This is a genomic window from Citrobacter sp. Cu231, assembly GCF_030332265.1.
Lineage (GTDB): Bacteria > Pseudomonadota > Gammaproteobacteria > Enterobacterales > Enterobacteriaceae > Citrobacter > Citrobacter meridianamericanus.
Genome location: NZ_JAOWIE010000032.1, coordinates 607639 through 627181, shown reverse-complemented (window position 1 = coordinate 627181; position 19543 = coordinate 607639). Strand labels below are relative to the sequence as shown.

Genomic DNA, 19543 nt, shown 5'->3' with positions numbered 1-19543 from the left:
GATGTAAAAAAACCGGGCAAGCCCGGTTTTTTTTTATGGAGATGAACGCTTACTCTGCTTTGCCTTTGTAGCTGCGCAGCGCATTTCGCCCCAACACCACGCCAGCCCCAATCATCCCGCCGAGCAGAACCGCCAGCACCAGGGTAATCGCTTTTTTCGGACTGTCACGACGAATCGGCAACGTTGGTTTCAATACATAGCGATAGGCGTGTAACTCAGCCCCATCAAGCTTAAGATTTTCGATATCCAACAGCTTTTGCTTGGTCTGAAAGTAGTTGTCAGACAATATCAACGGACGCGTAGATTCGTGCTCAATCATAGACTTCAGGGCATCACTCCCCAACAGCAGCATGCTGTCCTGCGTCACATCCTGAGTTTGCTGAATTTGCGGCTTAGTCACACCCGCCTGCAGTGCATACCGCAGCGCTTCCTGGATTTGCTTGATACGCAAATCTTTTTGCTCCTGAGCAACCACTTCCTGAGTTTTCAAGGAGTCCTGAAGCGTAGTTGTTTGCAATTTGATGTTATCAACCAGGTCAAGTTCTAGTTCTTTGGCAACCTTTTCATCTGTTTGTTGAATGTATTCAGCCAGCTGGCGCTGAGCTTCTTCTGGGGAAGCGCCAACATAAGAGACAGCCAACGGCAATGGTTGCCCTTTGACGGACTGCTCAATCGACAGTTTTTCAGGCTTTTCCTGATTATCCAGCGTTTCCGCCAATGCAGAAAATGACGTGCTAAAACGGCCAATCACGTTTGCCTGCAACTCAGTAACCTTAGGAGCGCTGACACCATACAACACGTTGAGTGCGTTGTTATACGTGGCAATCTGTCCGACATCCGGTTGAGTGATAATTGCTGTAGAGGTCCATTTCTCCTTAGCAACCGCTAAATAACCGACAGCACAGGCAATAGCAATAACGATAGCAACAATAATCGTCAATTTCCCACGCCACAGCTGTATCAATAAATCAATCAGATCAATCTGTTCCGGATCGTTACTGCGCCCGGACATGTTGTTATCACTTACAGACATAGAAACCCTAGATAAGGAAAGACTTAAACTGGAATTAGTTTAGCTATAAACTGAGGCAATGCCATAGGATTAATGATAAAAAAATTAAATTGTTTGAGGGATTTTGATTGGTATTTCAATCACTACTGAAAATCGATACGATTAAATAAGAGTGTCAATACCCAAAGAACATCTTCATGTGCAAAAAACCATCAATAATCAGATTTCATCCCCGCTAATCGTTATACTTTACAATTCATTTTATTGATTTCATATCGTGAATATTTTCAGTTTGACCAGTAAAATTGGTAAGTGTAAAAAAGATAACGATTAGCTTTTTCGCCATCTGGCGGTATCATTCCGCTTTTAGTAGCAACTGATGGTACTTGGCTATACTTTAGCCGAACAGAGGAATTAGAATGAACTATTTAGTTACTGGTGCCGCTGGCTTCATCGGCTTCCACGTTAGCAAACGCCTCCTTGAGGCTGGCCATCAAGTAGTCGGTATTGATAATCTGAACGATTACTACGACGTCAGTCTTAAACAAGCTCGTCTGGAATTACTGGCGCAGCCTGGTTTCCAGTTTCAAAATATTGATTTAGCCGACCGCGAAGGCATGACTGAACTCTTCGCATCCGGGCATTTTGAACGAGTCATTCATCTTGCTGCCCAGGCGGGCGTGCGCTATTCACTCGAAAACCCGCATGCCTATGCAGACTCAAATCTCACAGGCTTTCTGAACATACTGGAAGGGTGTCGCCATAATAAAATTCAGCATTTACTCTATGCTTCATCCAGTTCAGTTTACGGCCTGAATCGCAAAATGCCTTTTTCAACGGATGATTCCGTCGATCACCCCGTATCCCTGTATGCAGCAACCAAAAAAGCCAACGAACTGATGGCTCATACTTACTCCCACCTGTACGGATTGCCTACAACCGGGCTGCGCTTCTTTACCGTGTACGGCCCTTGGGGGCGTCCGGATATGGCGTTATTCAAATTCACCAAAGCGATGCTGGAAGGGAAAAGTATTGACGTCTATAACTACGGCAAAATGAAGCGCGATTTCACCTATATTGATGATATCGCAGAAGCAATCATTCGCCTGCAGGATGTTATTCCTGAGCCCAACGGGAAGTGGACTGTCGAAAGCGGTTCCCCGGCAACCAGCTCCGCGCCGTATCGCGTCTACAATATCGGCAATAGTTCACCGGTTGAGCTAATGGACTATATCCAGGCTTTGGAAGATGCTCTGGGTATTGAAGCGAAGAAAAACATGCTACCGCTTCAGCCTGGAGATGTACTGGAAACCAGCGCAGATACTAAAGCACTGTATGATGTTATTGGTTTTAAACCTGAAACGTCAGTCAAAGATGGGGTGAGGAACTTTGTTGACTGGTACCGTGATTTCTACAAAGTTTAATTACGGACCAATTTAGAATAAAAAGGCCTTTAATAAGGCCTTTTATATGAAGAGTAAGATTAATCGCTACCAAAAAGATCGCGTGTATACACTTTTTCGGCAACATCAGATAATTCTGACGTCATGCGGTTAGAAATAATAATATCTGCCTCATTTTTGAACGTATGAAGATCACGAACGACCCGAGAGTGGAAAAACTCATCTTCCTCCATCACAGGTTCATAAATAATAACGGGCACACCCTTGGCTTTAATACGCTTCATGATTCCCTGAATAGAGGATGCCCGGAAGTTATCGGAACCACTTTTCATGATCAAACGGTACACGCCAACCACTTTAGGTTTGCGCGCAAGGATAGAATCGGCAATAAAGTCTTTGCGCGTACGGTTAGCATCCACAATTGCAGAAATGAGATTATTAGGCACCGACTGGTAGTTCGCAAGCAACTGTTTAGTATCTTTCGGCAAGCAATATCCGCCGTAGCCGAATGACGGATTATTATAATGGTTGCCAATACGTGGATCCAGACAAACACCCTCTATAATTTGTCGGGCATTTAGACCTAAGCTTTCAGCGTAGCTGTCCAACTCATTAAAATATGCTACACGCATAGCTAGATAAGTATTAGCAAAAAGCTTTATCGCTTCGGCTTCAGTAGAGTCTGTAAATAAAGTTGGAATATTTTGTTTTACTGCGCCTTCCTGCAATAACTCTGCGAATCGAGTAGCACGTGCTGAACACTCCCCAATCACAATACGTGAGGGATGAAGATTATCATAAAGCGCTTTCCCTTCTCGCAAAAACTCAGGCGAGAAAATGATATTATCTGTGCCCAAACGTTCTTTAATTGACTGGGTAAAACCAACCGGGATGGTTGATTTAATAATCATCACTGCTTGAGGATTCACTTCCAACACATCACGGATGACTGATTCCACGCTGGAAGTATTAAAATAGTTGGTTTTAGGATCGTAATCAGTCGGAGTAGCGATAATGACATAATCGGCATTTTTGTAAGCATCTTGCTTGTCGGTTGTTGCGCGAAAATTAAGATCTTTCGTTGATAGGTACTCTTCTATTTCTTTGTCAGCAATGGGTGATTGCTTCCTGTTAAGCATATCCACTTTAGACTGCACAATGTCCAGCGCGACCACTTCGTGATTTTGGGCAATCAAAATCCCATTTGAAAGTCCCACATAACCTGTTCCTGAAATAGTTATTTTCATTAGCTCTGACTTCTTTTGGTTAAGCATTAAAGAGTGAAAAAATCACCATCGTTAGACCCAACGTTACCGTATTGGATCAATGTGAACACATTATATCGCGATTTAGTGCAGCTATGCCTACCAGACTTGACCGAATGCATTTTTTGTCCATTAAAAAGCCCGGAGGAACGCTCCGGGCCTGGATTTACAGCAGGGATAAATCAGATTAATCCAGCCATTCGGTGTGGAACACACCTTCTTTATCGGTACGTTTATACGTATGCGCGCCGAAGTAGTCACGCTGTGCCTGGATCAGGTTAGCTGGCAACACCGCAGAACGGTAGCTGTCGTAGTACGCCACTGCAGCGGAGAAGGTCGGTACCGGAATACCGTTTTGCACAGCGTAAGCCACAACGTCACGCAGCGCTTGCTGATACTCATCAGCGATATTTTTGAAGTACGGAGCCAGCAGCAGGTTGGCGATACCTTTGTTTTCAGCATAGGCGTCGGTGATTTTCTGCAGGAACTGCGCACGAATGATGCAACCCGCGCGGAAGATCTTCGCGATTTCACCGTAGTTGAGATCCCAGTTGTATTCGTCAGATGCAGCACGCAACTGAGAGAAGCCCTGCGCGTAAGAGACGATTTTACCCAGATACAGTGCGCGACGGACTTTCTCAACGAACTCTGCTTTATCACCAGCCAGTTTAGCCTGCGGGCCCGAGAGAACTTTAGATGCCGCCACGCGCTGGTCTTTCAGAGAAGAGATGTAGCGCGCGAAGACGGACTCGGTGATCAGCGACAGCGGTTCGCCCAGATCCAGAGAGCTCTGGCTGGTCCATTTACCGGTGCCTTTGTTCGCGGCTTCGTCGAGAATCACATCAACCAGATATTTACCCTCTTCATCTTTTTTGGTGAAGATATCTTTGGTGATGTCGATCAGGTAGCTGCTCAGCTCACCTTCGTTCCACTCGGTGAAGGTGGCTGCCAGCTCTTCGTTAGACAGGTTCAGGCCGCCTTTCAGCAGAGAATAAGCTTCAGCAATCAGTTGCATATCGCCGTATTCGATACCGTTGTGCACCATCTTCACATAGTGGCCTGCACCATCCGCACCAATATAGGTCACGCACGGTTCGCCATCTTCAGCAACCGCAGCAATCTTAGTCAGGATAGGTGCAACCAGTTCGTAGGCTTCTTTCTGGCCACCAGGCATGATGGATGGGCCTTTCAGGGCGCCCTCTTCACCGCCGGAAACACCGGTACCGATGAAGTTGAAGCCTTCAGCAGACAATTCGCGGTTACGACGAATGGTATCCTGGAAGAAGGTATTTCCGCCATCAATGATGATGTCGCCTTTATCCAGATACGGTTTCAGGGAATCGATGGCAGCATCGGTGCCAGCGCCCGCTTTCACCATTAACAGGATACGACGTGGGGTTTCAAGAGACTCGACGAACTCTTTCACCGTGTAATAAGGTACCAGTTTCTTACCCGGGTTCTCGGCAACAACTTCTTCAGTTTTTTCGCGTGAGCGGTTGAAGATGGAGACGGTATAACCACGGCTTTCGATGTTGAGCGCCAGGTTGCGCCCCATCACTGCCATACCGACGACGCCGATCTGTTGCTTGGACATTGTTTACTCCTGTCTTAGATTCTGACGAAATTACCACGTTGGTAATAATCATTTACCGCCAAATTTAACATATTAAGGACTAATACTACATTATCTAAATTTTGAATAAAGAATTTTTTTGATCCAGTTAGGAGCTAATCTTACAGTACATTTAATTATTACATTACTGAACAAATCAAAGTAACTAAGCAGTCCTATCTTTTTCTGAAAAATTAGCAATCGCAACTCATTCCTTAAATATTTGAATCCTCTTCGATTCATCATACCATCTCCAGTCCTCATATTAACGAGCACATGAGAAGAATTATGAAATACATATCCCTTAGTCAATATCATAGACCAAAGAGCAAAATCTTGTGCTCTTTCAAATAGAGGGTACCCACCGACACTTAGAATTATGTCTTTTCGAAATACTGCGGAAGGATGACTAATAGGATTTCTTCGCCTTGCAAAACGACAAATATCTTCATGCTCTATAGGGACAATCCTAGTCCCAATTTTATTCTCCATTTTCATATCATACTCGTCAACTTGCGAGCCTAATACCGCTATATTTTTATTAGAGCTTAAATAGGATATCTGTTCTGAAAAACGCATTGGCAATGCTATATCATCACTATCCATTCTGGCCACTAATGGATATTTACAGTATTTAAGCCCTTCATTAAGGGCATAAGCCAGCCCCATATTACTAGGCAATGAAACGACATCAAGGCAGGGAATTAACTTGGAAAAATATGCAATCACATCATTTAATTCATCACCTAACATACCATCTTTTACTATAACAATCTGATCTGGACGTAAATATTGATCTATCCAAATACTTTTTAATGCCTGACTTAAGTTTACAGATAGCTCTTTACTATATACTGACATTAATACCGTAAAATTCTCAGCACTACTCATAATTTATTTCTTATTTAGTTCAATTAATATAAGTTGTCTTTTCCCGGAATGAGCGCTATCTATAGCAATTTTTTTTCCATCAGGAGACCATCTTGGATGAAGGTCACATCTGCCAACACCATCAAAGGCCCAAGGTGATAGAAAATCTCCTATTTTAGTTAATTTTGATGTATACATATCGAAGAGAAGAAGACTCCTCATTCTATCTCTACCAGGATAAGTATCCGTAATAATCATTGAGCCTTCTTTATTAAATGATGGGTGCCCATCGCCGAAATTATTAATATTGGAATCATCAGGTAGTGTCTCAATTTGTTGTTTCTCAATGTCAACCAAGTGATATTTATCGCCAAACTGCTCACTTCTCGCCCAAGCTACAAATTGTTTATCATTCCGCCACTGATAATGAGATACCATTCGATCATCAAATATAATTCTCATGTCCCTTTTCTTTATATTGAGAAGAATTAATCTAGAAAACTTCCCATGCTTGGTTATCCAACGATGCATAAAAATAACATGTTCACCATTAGGAGAGAAAATAGCATGGTTAACTTTGTGTCTCGCATTATTCATGCTATCAGTGATATTTAGCCCTATTATGTCCCTTAATGAAATTAAGAATAATAGTTTTTTTTCTGCAAGATCATAAATAAAAAGCCCATCAGAATCTATATCAGTAGGATACTTGAAGTTATTTGCCTCTACCGAATAACCATAATCAGGTCTAAGTTGTTGCAAAGTTATATAGTTGAGCGAACACATAAGAAAATTTGATGAAACTGATTGCACAGGATATGGATGAGTTTCCTTATAAACCCATTCCCCTTTATCAAATATAAATACTTTTGATACAAGGTTATTATTCTCTAAAAAATTACAAATAAATGAAGGTTCTTCAGTATTAAGCCAAGTAGCCAAAGCCCCTTGTTGCCAATTCCATGTTAGCGTTTCACTAACTTCTACAATGCTATCATTGCGAAGATCCCAAATACATATTACCATTTTTCCATTACGAATTTGATTAAGTAACACTAAGTTACTATTTTTATGCCAACATGTTCTGTCATAATAACCAAAAAATGATGTTTTCGAAGTTGGGGGCGTACGTAATTTATAGTTAGAATAAAGTTTATATCTATATTTTTTCTTATAAACTAAATAATTAATCCTTTGATATATGTTTTTTATTGAACTTCTTAAATGTGGAGTTGATTGTAAAATTTTCCCAATCATTCTTTCAAAAACATTATACTGCAGAGACATTTTTTACTCCGTTATTTTTGTTTGCTTCGCATCCAAAACAAAATGCGAGGGCTAAATAAAACAATAAATAGAGAAATGAAAACTTTTAAATTAAAATTAAAATTTAATGATAACAAATACAATTTAATAGCGGTAAATCGTGACTTTGTTAGTAATGATTTGTATGCCAACGTAGAATAAATCCAAGAAAACACTTTATCTTTATTATAAGCAAAAACATCTGGATATTTTTTTATGATTTTCCGCGTCGCATTAATATTATTAGCAACCACCTTTGATACTGTATTTGCAGTTGAGGTGTAATTACAAATAGTCAATTCATCGCTAATAAATAGAATTTTTGAATGGGCTTTAATTATTCTTATGTTAAGATCATAATCTTCTAAAGCTTCCAAAGCCGGATCATACATTCCAATATCAATGAAAAAATCTCGCTTTATTGTTAATAATGGAGCACCACCTAACGAATTAAACATAGAAATATTTTTTTTATAGTTATCCGGATTAGGCATTGTTTTATAACTGATATTCTCATCTTTTAGATTAATTAATGCAGCATTGATAATTACTTCTGCATTTGGGTTTGAACAAATTTTTGTTCTAAGAACAGATATTTTATCATTTCTAAATTCATCATCATCGTCTAAAAAACATATCCATTCTGTATCAGCTAACTGAGCGCCCTTATTACGTGAGCTTGCAGCTCCGATATTGTTTGAATTATTAATTATACTCACATCAAATTTAGATTGGGTAAAATCTTTAAGTTTAATAGATTTATCAGGATCATCATTAACAACAATTAGTTTAAAACTTGTATCTGTTTGTTCATTTAAACTATTGACTAATTTTTTAAGGCTATCAAAGCGCTTGTAGGTTGGAACTATTATGGTTATATTTACTTTCATATTACATACCAAGTTTATAAAAATTTCTCAAATAACAATATATTGTTTTAAAAAAAGAAATTAGCTTTATTTTCTTTTTTTGCCTACCTTGCCTTTCTAATTCAATTGAACTGTCTGATAAGTCAGTTGGATGATCTATCATGTCACTAATAAAAATATGTTTAATAATTTTATCTTTCTTAAGAGTTAACCAATCATCAGCTATAAAAAATTCATTGTTAAATTTTTCAACCAGCTTTTTTGCAACATTATTATTTATCATATAACAGCAAGTTCTAAAAATATACTTTTCACTTTTAATTGCTTTTTCTAAAAAAAATGTTTTATTTAACTCAATTTTATTAAAAAAACTCGTTTGTTGCATTTTCTTCGATAAGAGTCCATTTTGACCACCAAGTATGTATAAATTATCCTTATCAAATTGATAAATTTTGTTTTTTATTAATGTTAGGAAATCGACTTTAACATTAACATCATCCTCTAAAATAATAGCCCATTCTATTTTATTCTTTATTATATCTAAGTAAACTTTTTGATGACTTAAAGAACAGCCTATTTCATTTGGTCCAACTAACCTTTTATATCTATAAATTGCTTTTTTATTATAATTATCAATTATCAATGCATCTAACAAATTGCCTTCAACTGCATCTATAATTTCAAATGGAATGTTTAATTTTTTTAACTGATTGCTCAAGTTAGTTCTTCGTGCATTATCTTTTTTTAATGATACAATATATATTTTAATCATTATGTATTTTCTTTTTATTTAAGGCGTAAAATAATGTTATGATAAATATCCAAAAAACATAGTGCGTAAAAGATATTTTTGTTAACCCTACGATCATAAATGGAATCAGCAATGACTTCCTTCTCTTTAAAATAAAGAGAAAAAATACCAACAATGGTAAAATAGCACTAACACCAAAAGTAACCACTAAATATACAAATAAACCAGAGTCATTTTCGGCCCCCATCAATCTTGGTCCATTATTCAGATTATGAGTTAAAATGTAAAGTTCCTTTTCCAAACCAAATATATTAGGGCCAAACCAATATATAATACCTTCACGCTCACTGAAGATATAATGAATTAAACCTAATCGCATCCCTCCTCTCTCTTGAAACTTCATTACAGTATCGGCTATAATACGAAATATTTCATTATAAAATATGAAAAACGTTCCGCATAAAATCACAGAAACAATAATTATCGCCAATGATTTAAATTTGCTATTTAGCACTGTTGTGTATAATAAATATACTATGGCTATGTTTGCATATATTATTGAAGCAGTCGAAAATGTCAAAATTGCAGACAACAATGAAATATAATCAAAATAATCATTGCCTTTATTTAATTGAGAAGCAAGAATTGATTTTGCTAACACTAATGTAACGATAACGGCAGCATATGTTGATGGTTCCACATACAAACCAGTGAAACGAATCTGAGCAAAAGAAGCGGAATCTAAGTAATTCTCAAAACGGCTTGCCTCTCCCGTAAATGGCTTAACAAAATCTATGTATTTCCCTGTTGTATAAAAAGTAATGCATTGTATTGCAATTAGTAAGACATGAACTACAATCACAATCTTAATTGCACTATAAAACTCTTGGTGTAAGTTGTTATCTGCAACTATTTTTGAATATAATACAATAAAAACCACCAATGCAATATAAGAAAAATAATTTCCCCAAAACGCTTCAACTTTCTCAGAGTGAGCATACCAAAAACCATAGATATTAAAATACACTGCTGATGCAGTTATTACCGCCCCCCCTACTATCAAGAATAGTATGTTTTTATAAGTATATTTTTTTGGGTTTATTAAAAATATAATCAAAAGAGCCGGTATGAATTTCGCATTACCATGGTTAACCAAGGATGCAAAAAAAAATGTCATTATGATTAACAGTTTATAAAATATCATTCTGATACTTCTCTTGAATATATGATTTCATTTTTATTCGATATAAAATCAAAAACAGAAACTGTACAAATGCCATTACATAAAAAAAGTTTGTTAGAGAAAGTATATCTATTAACACTACCACCAGACATGGTGTGATTAGATAGTTAAATACAGTTAATATATATAGAGGTTCATCTTTATACATTCTCAAATAAATCAATATTAGTTCCTGTAAATGAATAAAGAAACGAAATACAACCAGTGCCATTAACGAATCCAATGATAAAAACCTTGAAAATAATGTATTTGGCCATAGCCATATAATAGATATAATAGCCATACATCCCAGAAAGAAACCTGCGACACTCAAAAAAACACATTGCGAAACAATTTTTCTAACCTCTAGGAGAGCATTTTTACTTATCAAGTTACCTAGCAATGATCTTTTTGTTTGTAATATTGATAGCATTGCTAATGATATTGCTCCAAAAATAGTATTAGATGCCCCGTATTTTCCGGCCAAATCTACAGAAACAAACTTATAAAAATATATTGTGAAGAAATTCCAGTATAAATACCCTGTTATCCAAACCAGTGATAATTTCAGTTGGAATTTAACAATCCCCTTTATGATGTTTTTAACATTAGCTTCTTCACTTGTAATAAATGAATAATAATAGCCATATATATTTGATCGAAAAATAAACATTGGTGTTGCGAATAAAAAAAACTGCGCTATACCTAAAGAGTATAATTTAAAGCCTGCAAACAAAGCTAATAGAAGTGAAATAGAATATAGGATAGCGCTAATGAATTTCGCAAAATATACTTTTTCATACCCCCCCCCCCCCTCTTCAATTATGTATATAAATGTTGAAAAAACATTAATACATACACCAATTGAAAATAATGCCCATGGATGACTCCAAATTTGACTATCTGTATTAGAAAAAACCCATTTAGAGTAAAAAAAGAAGACTATATATAGTAACAGAGATATTACCAAGTAAAATACAAAAGCAATTTTAGAATATGTTGATTTCTTATCTTTTTCTGCAGCCATAAATTGAATGAGGCATGTCGAGACCCCCATTTCAAGAACCCATTGAATCGAGGATATTGATATAAAGGTATAGTAAATACTTTGCTCAATTACAGTAAACCTTGAAGCAATTAATATTATTGCTAAAGGTCCAGTAAAAAATTTGAAGCCTAACGATAATATCGAAAATAAAGAAGACTTATGTGTTATTAATATATTACTGATGAGTTTCAATGTTCTTGCCTGCACTTATCACGCTACCGCCCCTGGCTTTACAGCTACCAGCGCACTGCATGTATGTCTAAGTTTTGATGAGCGTTACCCACCCTCGTTAACCCCGAAAAATCAAACGATAATTGTCTTACCAATCAGCTCTGGAAACAAGGAAAACTCTGGATAACTTTGACTAAAATCCTATCGCCAACTAGTTGTTATTCTTAATATTTATGAAGCAACAACGGTAGAAAGATTCGCAACAAATTATTTTGACCACAAATCTTCACTACCGTTATAATTTTCTTATTGAGCGTTACATTCGGCCAGATCTTTATTCACACAATAACTTCTCAATACCTTTACGGAACTTCGGTCCTTCTTTCAGGTTACGCAACCCGTACTTCACAAACGCCTGCATATATCCCATTTTTTTGCCGCAGTCATAGCTATCGCCAGTCATCAGCATCGCGTCAACCGACTGTTTTTTCGCCAGCTCTGCAATGGCATCAGTCAACTGGATACGCCCCCAGGCACCGGGTTGTGTATGCTCTAATTCGGCCCAAATATCAGCAGAAAGCACGTAGCGCCCTACCGCCATCAGATCGGAATCCAGCGTCTGCGGTTGGTCAGGTTTTTCAATAAATTCAACGATACGGCTGACTTTACCTTCGTTGTCCAAAGATTCTTTAGTCTGAATAACCGAGTACTCGGACAGATCCCCACCCATCCGCTTAGCCAGTACTTGGCTGCGCCCGGTTTCGTTAAAACGAGCAACCATGGCAGCCAGGTTGTAGCGCAGGGGATCTGCACTCGCATTATCAAGAACAACATCAGGAAGCACCACGACGAACGGGTTGTCCCCAACAATTGGGCGAGCACAAAGAATGGAATGACCCAGCCCCAGCAGCTGTGCCTGACGAACGTTCATAATAGTCACGCCGGGAGGACAAATAGACTGAACCTCGGCTAATAGCTGACGCTTAACACGCTGCTCAAGCAGCGATTCGAGTTCGTAAGAGGTGTCGAAGTGGTTCTCAACGGCGTTCTTAGACGCATGAGTCACCAGAACAATTTCTTTGATACCTGCAGCTACAACTTCGTCGACAATGTATTGAATCATCGGCTTGTCTACGATCGGTAGCATCTCTTTAGGGATTGCCTTCGTGGCTGGCAACATATGCATCCCCAGGCCCGCTACCGGGATAACTGCTTTCAAATTAGTCATTCTCTCTCCTACCTCTTAACGGCTGATAAAGTATAGACTTTAGCCGTACGTTAGCCAGTATTGCTGGCTCCATCCTTAACACGAAATAACTGGGTTAAGGTAAACCGAATGCAAACTCTACACTTCACCAGCACCGAGGTGAACTCGGATTCTTCGGAAACGAGCTAATCTCGTCAATTTTATAACATTTCCGAAAAATCGTAGTTAACTAAGCCCCAGACACACTACAAACACCAATCACTCAGAGACAAACGTAATGTCATCTTTCTTATCGTGCAAAAATTCGTATTTTAAAGTGCGATCCAGTCCCTGGGACAATGTGTAAGGAGCGACAAAACCAGAGGAATGGACTTTTGTTGCATCAAACTGTGTTGTGGCACAGAACTTCTTCACGCGCACAGAGCTGACGGCATATTTTTTGCCTGTCACTTTACCCAGAATATCAAAGCAATAACCACCTAACATGCCTAAAGCGTAAGGTAAGTGTGCTGAGGGGATTTTTTTACTTAAGCTCTGTTCAACTTCTGTAACCAGTTGATTCATATTGAGATCAGGTTTATCAACGTAATTATAAACCTCATAACCAGCTGTCACATTCTTCAGTTTATACTTGATAAACTCAACAATATTGCCTACATAAGCCATTGATTTATAATTCGTACCAGCTCCAACCATCATAAACTTACCGCCAGCTATCTGCTTCAGCAGATTATAAACGTTGCCGCGGTTGCGCTCGCCAAAGATAACCGTCGGGCGGATAATGGTCAGCGAACGTTCATTTGGAGCTTTAGCATGCCATTCACGCAGGACCTCTTCCGCTTGCCACTTGCTTTTACCATAGTGGTTGAAGGGATCGTGAGGATGATTTTCATCAGGGTTGATCTTGTTCAGGCCATAGACCGCAACAGAGCTAGTGAAAATAATGTTTTTAACATCATTTTTTTCCATAGCAGCCAATACATTGCGTGTCCCCTGAACATTCACATCATAGTAGAGTGAAGTAGGACTGACATCATCACGGTGTTCAGCCGCTAACAAAACGACTGTGTCATAGCCTGAAAGCGCCTGATCCAAAATTTGTTGATCGCGAACATCGCCGATTTGCGTGATTTGCGGATAGAAATGACTCTGCTGTTTATCCAGATTCTTAATATCAAAATCCGCAACAGTCGTCTCCAGGAGTCTGGTCCCCACAAATCCAGAGGCACCGATGAGCAAAACTTTATCGTTCATAAATCACTTTGTCTGTTCGTAACACAAGAAACATATGATAAAGATGAGCGTCTTCCCTGAGTAGTCAATGCTGCCCAGTCCCAGCTTTAACAGTAATTGTGTGATTATAATCTTTTAGCCAATGATATCCAGTAAGATTATAGTGGGGTTACCTCTCCTCCCCCGGTAGTCGAAAATTCACCGCTTCGACATTCACCACCTGATGGTTTATACGGTCGATGTCAACTGAACTTTTCCCTGCTTCGTTTACTGCATGAACATTGGCCAGCGAGAGCAGTGTGTCCTGTTTAGCCATAAACTTACCGCGCACATCCTGGCGTAGGTCGAAGTGCATCTTAAGCGCGGGACCCGTAGCTGATTGCTGCATCACCTTGATATTTCGTAAAAAAAGGTGCTGTGGTTGGTTGTGCAACTCAAGCGTGGCATGTTTCATCTCCACATTGGTGATGGCCACGAATGACGTTGCATTACCAGAAGAGATCTGAATGCCGCGTAATTTGTATTCACGTTTGGTGTTATCGAGATGAATATTATTCAGCTTAAAGTTTTGTGGAATGGATAAATATCGCCCTTTGATAACGCCGTAACCAATAAGCATACCTGCGCTATTCTCCATATTTACATTATCAATGACGAAATTATCGCATCCATAAATCGCGACCGTCGCATTGTCAATGCCCGCTTTCTTACTATAATCCGGAGTGATATTTCGCGCGGTAATATTACGAATGATAAAATGCTTGCCGTTCTCCACATGGACTAACTGTCGACAGTCGGTACCAGTGATGTTCGCCACAACAAAGTTTTTTACCGCCAGTTCATCGGGGTAGGTATTGTCATAGGTACTACCCGCCAGCCCGATGCCGATGCCCCAGTTCACGTTGCCGTTGGTACAATTGATACGTTCGATGACATGATCAGAAATAAGGATGTTGCTGTCGTTGATCGCCACATTCCACTCAATGGCATCGCCTTGTAGATCGCTAAAACGGCTGTTCGTGATCTTTACGCCGTCCATTCGGTTATGAAAACCCTGACGCAAAATCCCATAGTTAGCGCGCGTGACAGTAATATCATCGATAATCAGATTACGCATCAGCCTTGAGGTTTTACCGCCGATATAGATTTGCGTCACTGGACCGAAACCACTCATGGCTATTCCTTTTATTACACAGTCCGAACCGCGTACATCCAGGGTAACGTTCCTCAGGCTCCCGTCCTGCTCGCCCACAACTTTGCATCCATCCTGCAGAACAAAGCGCCCACGGCCATTGCCACTTATTCTCCCTTGTAAGAATAGCGTTTTGCCAGGGGGAATAACGACAGCAGTATTGAGATCCTTACATTCAAGGCCTTTTGATACGACGACCGTTTGTCCTTCTTTGAACGCCTGCCTGAAAGAGGCCACCCAATCCTTCGGGTTGTAATCCTGAATGTTGACGCTGCCCGGTGATTCAAGCGCCCGGACAACGGGAATATGCAGCACGACAAGCGCAGAGCCTGCCGTCAACAAAGTACGGCGTGAGAGTTTTTTCTCTGACATACAACCTCGATTTACATCGTTTGCAGCAGACTGGCCAACTGTTTGTTGATCACTACCTGATTAAATTCAGTTTCAATTTTTTCTCGCGCGCACTGCACAATCGGCTGCACCTGCTCACTGTCGAGCAGACTGAATGCCGCTAAACGCTCTGCCAGTGCCTGCGCGTCGTTTTCCGGTGCCAGCCAGCCTGACTTACCTGACTCAACCAGCTCAGGGATCCCGCTGTGAACGGTGGAAATCACCGGAATGCCCACGGCCATCGCCTCCATCAGCGCCACCGGGATCCCCTCCATATCGCCATCCCTTCCGGTGATTGAGGGCAGCAAAAAGACATCCGCCTGTTCAAGCATTTCCTTCACCTGATGACTGGGTTTAAAGCCAGACATCTCTACCACATCATCGAGCTGATATTGCTCGATCAGCGTCCGCAACCGACGCTCCCACGGGCCAATCCCCAGAATGCGATAGCGAAATGAGATGCCCTGCTCTTTCAACTGACGGCAGGCTTCAATGGCGACGTGCAGCCCTTTTTTCTCGGTTAACCGGGCAACAGAGATAATCTCCAGCGGTGCAGCTGGCGATTTCAACTGACGTGGCGTAAAGCGTGTCATATCGATTCCCATACGCGAGACGGCAATTTTTTGCGGCGGGCAGCCCATGTTTTTTAACCGTCCGGCCCAGAGATTGCTGATGGGCAACATCAAATCACCGCGTTGAAACAGCTGCTGATATTCGGGGGTATAGCGGGCAAGCACCTCCCGATGAGAGATATCAATGCCATGAAACACCGTGGCGATTTTGCCGCTTATCACGCCAAGCTCACGCAATTTCGCCGCCGTTACGCCTGCAGGTCCAAAATGCGCGATAAAGACATCCGCCGCAAACGCTTGCGGGTTCCTGCCGCATATGGCGGCCAAAATCAGGTTGCGCGCCTCATCGCCATAGCGTGAAACATTGAGCGCTTTCCAGGTGGCTACGCGGGTAATACCATGCAGGGCTGTCGCCGCCCTGGATTTAAGCTTCGCCAGCTTGCTTTGTGGTTCATTCAGTAACCAGTGTGTTTTTTCAGCCAAACGATAGGTAGTAAATGAGGCATGGGTATTTTCAAGATCGCCCTTGTGTAAGGCGACAATCTCCACGTCGTAGCCCATATCAATAAATGCGGTAATCTGATTGAGGACAAAGGTCTCAGAGGAGAGCGGAAATTTAAGCAAGAAAAAGCCAATCTTCATTTCTCCTCCTCAATACGCGTTAAAACCGACTGCACCATACGCACTCCGCGTTCGCGTTCACGCGTCACAGCATCGCCGAGTCGTAGGTTCAGTTCAGGTAACTGTCCAAGAGTATCGGCTACTTTCCCTTCAAGACTGCCATCAAGCAGATGGCGAATATCGACAGCCATCTCTGGTAACCCAAGCTGTTGCATGATCCCGGCCGATTTATGCTCGTAGTTAATGGCGATGGCTGGCGTCATAAAATTCATTGAGATGATGGCAGAGTGCAAACGGGTCCCCACTGTCAGATCGCATGCCCCGAGAATTTTCCCCATTTCAAGGTCGTTAAGTTCATCCATCACCACGTGATAACGGGCCGGGTCTTTCACATACTGACGCAGGTTTAACGCCACCATGCGGTCATCTTTGTTGTAACTATCAATCCCGGTGCAGGTTGACAGTGCTATCACCTGGTAACCTTCATCGAGGATCCGATTCACGACACCGGCAAAAGCTTGTTCATAAGCCTGTTGCGTGGTTCCCAGACGCTTATCAAATGGCGCCAGCTCACGCAGAGTAATGGCAACGGTCTTCTGTTTTGCCGCCATCTGTAACCAGTGCTGGACGGCATAGCCTGGCTCAAAATCCTCATGATGGTTGTCGACCAGCCATGCCGTATCCACGCCGGATTCGACTTTATCTGTGGTTATTGCGCTGCGCTTCATCAGATCAAGACTGACGGATTCACGCAAAATCAGCGCATTACAGTGACCAAAAACGTAGTTCGCTAGCTGATTAAACTGCTCATCCTGGAATGGCCCCACGCTGTGACCAATCATGTACAGCGGTTTTTTCGCCATAAACGAACACAACGCATGTTCAAACTGCGGCACGCCATACAGATCGACAAAAAACGATCCGCCGACCTGGATAATGGCGTCGTAGCGCGACAGCAGGCGAACAAAATCGGTAAACCCCTGAGCGATAGCAATATTGCGCAAATTACCGGAGTCGGTGACACGCGAGAGCAGCACCTGATGCTGATAGCGACGACGCAGCACTTTCTTCACGCGTCCCATGACGCCCGCAGCGCGATTGTGCTGCTTCATCTGCGAATACAGCGGGTCACCCATCACAGGGCGGTTTAGCAACCATGAGGAGCTCACCGGGTAACGGCTCATCACATCCACTTCAGTCTCGGGACGCAACGTGTTAATGGCATCCAGCAAACCGCGCAGAATCGCGCTATCCCCTCGGTTACCGCAGGTATGGTTGCCTAAAATTAGTAATTTCATTATGACCTCTTAAAACGTTGTTCTTATCCCGCACGGAGCAAGGTTTTCATTTTTTCATTGCGACAGAGCAGACGTTTTATCTCCACCACCAGCTGATGGCGCGACAGCACAATCATTAGCGCAAACACCACTGCTCCTGCCGCTATCTGGATCCCCAGCAGCGCGCTTAATGGCACCTGGTTGCGCAGGGTTAAGCCCAACGCATAGCTCACCACAACGGTTGGTAAGGAGAGATACAACGGCAGCCACAGGCTGAGCATGTATTGACGGTAGCTGGAGCCAAGAACAGGTTTGATCATCACGAAGTAGCTGAGGATCGTATTAATCACCTGGACCAGCAAAAAGCCCAGCGTCACGCCAATCGCCCCCGCCAGATGACCGCCAATGAAAATGGCCGGAATAAACAGAAAGGTTTTGAATACATTGAATTTGAAGCTGATATCGACCCGGGCTTTTGCCATTAAGAGCGATCCTATTGGATTCCCTACCGAACGCAGCAACCCCACAATGCACAACAGTTGCAGGACCGGAATAATACCGTTCCACTTCTCGCCAAATATCAACGGCACGACATTGTTCGATACCACCATTAATCCCAGCAGTACCGGGAAATTGATAATCCCCACCACCGACAACAGCTTGTAAAAATTCACCCGCAGCTTTTCGCTATCGTCCTGAATTTTGGCAAACGCCGGAAACAGGACGCGGGTAATAATCGGATTCAGTTTGATCGGCGGGACAACCGCCACGTTCCACGCAAGATTGAATCCCCCCGCAACACCTGCGCCCAACGTTCTGGCTAGCACCAGCGTGGAAAGGTTGGTATTGATATAATTAATGATGCTGTCTGCCGTCAGCCACGCGCCAAAACGCAGATTTGACGAAACGGAAGCCAGCGAAAAATGCAGCCCAGGGCGGTAAATCTTACGGCCAAAATAGCCGAACAACAGCGTACGTAGCGCACTGTTCACCAGATACCCGAGAATGGCCGTCAGCGCGAGCGGCCAGAAATGAGCGCTCACCACGGTAAAGGTAAAACCGGCCAGCACCGAACTGGTTTCAATCATGCCAATTTTGTTGAAGGCCAGTTCTTTTTGCATCAGCGCGCGAAACTGCTGCCCGTGGGGTATCACCACAAACGCCAGTGATAACGCTTTGATGAGCGGCGCCAGTTCGGGATTATTGAGCACGCTGGCAATCGTCTCGCTAAGCAGAAACATCACCGCACATACCACAATACCCAGCCCAACGTTAAGCCAGTACAGCGTCGTCAGCTCAAGATAGCCGATTTCTTTGCGCTGAATAATTGAGTTGGCGATGCCAAAATCCGACAGCGTATCGGCCAGCGCTATGATCACCAGCGACACGGTTAACAACCCGAACTGGTGGTTATCAATAATTCGCGCCAGGACGGTCATCTGAATAAGTCCGAGTCCAATAATGATCACCGTGGCAATCGCCGACCACTTTGCGCCATTAAGCGTTTTTTCTCGTAAGCTCAT

At 41.9% G+C, this 19543-nt stretch carries 16 protein-coding genes; 1 reads left to right on the top strand and 15 read right to left on the bottom strand.

The features are described from left to right. Nucleotides 1–49 precede the first annotated feature (49 nt). Nucleotides 50–1033 carry an LPS O-antigen chain length determinant protein WzzB gene (gene wzzB / locus OGY15_RS09390; protein WP_286538976.1) on the bottom strand — a complete coding sequence of 328 codons (984 nt, stop codon included), beginning with the start codon at nucleotides 1031–1033 and terminating at the stop codon, nucleotides 50–52. 398 nt (nucleotides 1034–1431) lie between these two features. On the opposite strand from wzzB, the gene OGY15_RS09385 reads away from it, so the two are divergent. Continuing rightward, a complete protein-coding gene (locus OGY15_RS09385; protein WP_286538975.1) occupies nucleotides 1432–2436 on the top strand; it encodes an NAD-dependent epimerase in 1005 nt (334 codons plus the stop codon). Nucleotides 2437–2495: 59 nt separating this feature from the next. On the opposite strand, the gene ugd is transcribed toward OGY15_RS09385, so the two are convergent. The 14 genes from ugd to OGY15_RS09315 all read right to left on the bottom strand — a co-directional run bounded on the left by ugd (nucleotide 2496) and on the right by OGY15_RS09315 (nucleotide 19543). Then, the gene (gene ugd / locus OGY15_RS09380; RefSeq protein WP_286538974.1) at nucleotides 2496–3662 is read right to left on the bottom strand and encodes a UDP-glucose 6-dehydrogenase; all 1167 of its coding nucleotides are present in this window, start codon (nucleotides 3660–3662) and stop codon (nucleotides 2496–2498) included. A 205-nt stretch (nucleotides 3663–3867) separates the two neighbouring features. Beyond that, nucleotides 3868–5274: an NADP-dependent phosphogluconate dehydrogenase gene (gnd, locus tag OGY15_RS09375; protein ID WP_286538973.1), complete on the bottom strand. Its 1407-nt coding sequence runs from the start codon at nucleotides 5272–5274 to the stop codon at nucleotides 3868–3870. Nucleotides 5275–5364: 90 nt separating this feature from the next. Further along, nucleotides 5365–6183, bottom strand: coding sequence for a glycosyltransferase (locus OGY15_RS09370; protein ID WP_286538972.1), 819 nt, complete (start codon nucleotides 6181–6183; stop codon nucleotides 5365–5367). A 3-nt stretch (nucleotides 6184–6186) separates the two neighbouring features. Then, complete coding sequence (locus tag OGY15_RS09365) at nucleotides 6187–7449, bottom strand: TolB-like translocation protein (protein ID WP_286538971.1); 1263 nt, start codon at nucleotides 7447–7449, stop codon at nucleotides 6187–6189. Nucleotides 7450–7460: 11 nt separating this feature from the next. After that, a complete protein-coding gene (locus tag OGY15_RS09360; RefSeq protein ID WP_286538970.1) occupies nucleotides 7461–8357 on the bottom strand; it encodes a glycosyltransferase family 2 protein in 897 nt (298 codons plus the stop codon). A 1-nt stretch (nucleotide 8358) separates the two neighbouring features. Next, entirely contained in the window at nucleotides 8359–9108 is a 750-nt protein-coding gene (locus tag OGY15_RS09355; RefSeq protein ID WP_286538969.1) for a glycosyltransferase family 25 protein, read from the bottom strand. Then, nucleotides 9101–10291, bottom strand: coding sequence for a hypothetical protein (locus tag OGY15_RS09350; RefSeq protein ID WP_286538968.1), 1191 nt, complete (start codon nucleotides 10289–10291; stop codon nucleotides 9101–9103). The genes OGY15_RS09355 and OGY15_RS09350 overlap by 8 nt, the downstream gene beginning before the upstream one ends. Beyond that, a complete protein-coding gene (locus tag OGY15_RS09345) occupies nucleotides 10278–11549 on the bottom strand; it encodes a polysaccharide biosynthesis protein (RefSeq protein ID WP_286538967.1) in 1272 nt (423 codons plus the stop codon). Before OGY15_RS09345 ends, OGY15_RS09350 begins: the two co-directional genes overlap by 14 nt. A 313-nt stretch (nucleotides 11550–11862) precedes the next feature. Next, entirely contained in the window at nucleotides 11863–12756 is an 894-nt protein-coding gene (gene galF, locus OGY15_RS09340; protein WP_286538966.1) for a GalU regulator GalF, read from the bottom strand. A 237-nt stretch (nucleotides 12757–12993) separates the two neighbouring features. Beyond that, the gene (locus OGY15_RS09335; RefSeq protein ID WP_286538965.1) at nucleotides 12994–13989 is read right to left on the bottom strand and encodes an SDR family oxidoreductase; all 996 of its coding nucleotides are present in this window, start codon (nucleotides 13987–13989) and stop codon (nucleotides 12994–12996) included. 148 nt (nucleotides 13990–14137) lie between these two features. After that, entirely contained in the window at nucleotides 14138–15532 is a 1395-nt protein-coding gene (gene wcaM, locus OGY15_RS09330; RefSeq protein WP_286538964.1) for a colanic acid biosynthesis protein WcaM, read from the bottom strand. Nucleotides 15533–15543: 11 nt separating this feature from the next. Then, entirely contained in the window at nucleotides 15544–16764 is a 1221-nt protein-coding gene (wcaL, locus tag OGY15_RS09325) for a colanic acid biosynthesis glycosyltransferase WcaL (protein ID WP_286538963.1), read from the bottom strand. Beyond that, nucleotides 16761–18041: a colanic acid biosynthesis pyruvyl transferase WcaK gene (gene wcaK / locus OGY15_RS09320; protein WP_286538962.1), complete on the bottom strand. Its 1281-nt coding sequence runs from the start codon at nucleotides 18039–18041 to the stop codon at nucleotides 16761–16763. The genes wcaL and wcaK overlap by 4 nt, the downstream gene beginning before the upstream one ends. A gap of 23 nt (nucleotides 18042–18064) precedes the next feature. Continuing rightward, nucleotides 18065–19543 (bottom strand): MOP flippase family protein, encoded by a 1479-nt coding sequence (locus tag OGY15_RS09315; protein WP_286538961.1) that lies wholly within the window; start codon nucleotides 19541–19543, stop codon nucleotides 18065–18067.

Excerpts from the sequence above, each read along its gene's own strand:
- wzzB (WP_286538976.1), bottom strand. The coding sequence starts at position 1,033 with ATGTCTGTAAGTGATAACAACATGTCCGGGCGCAGTAACGATCCGGAA.
- OGY15_RS09370 (WP_286538972.1), bottom strand. The coding sequence starts at position 6,183 with ATGAGTAGTGCTGAGAATTTTACGGTATTAATGTCAGTATATAGTAAA.
- OGY15_RS09365 (WP_286538971.1), bottom strand. The coding sequence starts at position 7,449 with ATGTCTCTGCAGTATAATGTTTTTGAAAGAATGATTGGGAAAATTTTA.
- wcaL (WP_286538963.1), bottom strand. The coding sequence starts at position 16,764 with ATGAAGATTGGCTTTTTCTTGCTTAAATTTCCGCTCTCCTCTGAGACC.
- OGY15_RS09335 (WP_286538965.1), bottom strand. The coding sequence starts at position 13,989 with ATGAACGATAAAGTTTTGCTCATCGGTGCCTCTGGATTTGTGGGGACC.
- wcaM (WP_286538964.1), bottom strand. The coding sequence starts at position 15,532 with ATGTCAGAGAAAAAACTCTCACGCCGTACTTTGTTGACGGCAGGCTCT.
- OGY15_RS09350 (WP_286538968.1), bottom strand. The coding sequence starts at position 10,291 with ATGATATTTTATAAACTGTTAATCATAATGACATTTTTTTTTGCATCC.
- ugd (WP_286538974.1), bottom strand. The coding sequence starts at position 3,662 with ATGAAAATAACTATTTCAGGAACAGGTTATGTGGGACTTTCAAATGGG.
- OGY15_RS09355 (WP_286538969.1), bottom strand. The coding sequence starts at position 9,108 with ATGATTAAAATATATATTGTATCATTAAAAAAAGATAATGCACGAAGA.
- wcaK (WP_286538962.1), bottom strand. The coding sequence starts at position 18,041 with ATGAAATTACTAATTTTAGGCAACCATACCTGCGGTAACCGAGGGGAT.
- OGY15_RS09315 (WP_286538961.1), bottom strand. The coding sequence starts at position 19,543 with ATGAGCTTACGAGAAAAAACGCTTAATGGCGCAAAGTGGTCGGCGATT.
- gnd (WP_286538973.1), bottom strand. The coding sequence starts at position 5,274 with ATGTCCAAGCAACAGATCGGCGTCGTCGGTATGGCAGTGATGGGGCGC.
- OGY15_RS09385 (WP_286538975.1), top strand. The coding sequence starts at position 1,432 with ATGAACTATTTAGTTACTGGTGCCGCTGGCTTCATCGGCTTCCACGTT.
- OGY15_RS09360 (WP_286538970.1), bottom strand. The coding sequence starts at position 8,357 with ATGAAAGTAAATATAACCATAATAGTTCCAACCTACAAGCGCTTTGAT.
- galF (WP_286538966.1), bottom strand. The coding sequence starts at position 12,756 with ATGACTAATTTGAAAGCAGTTATCCCGGTAGCGGGCCTGGGGATGCAT.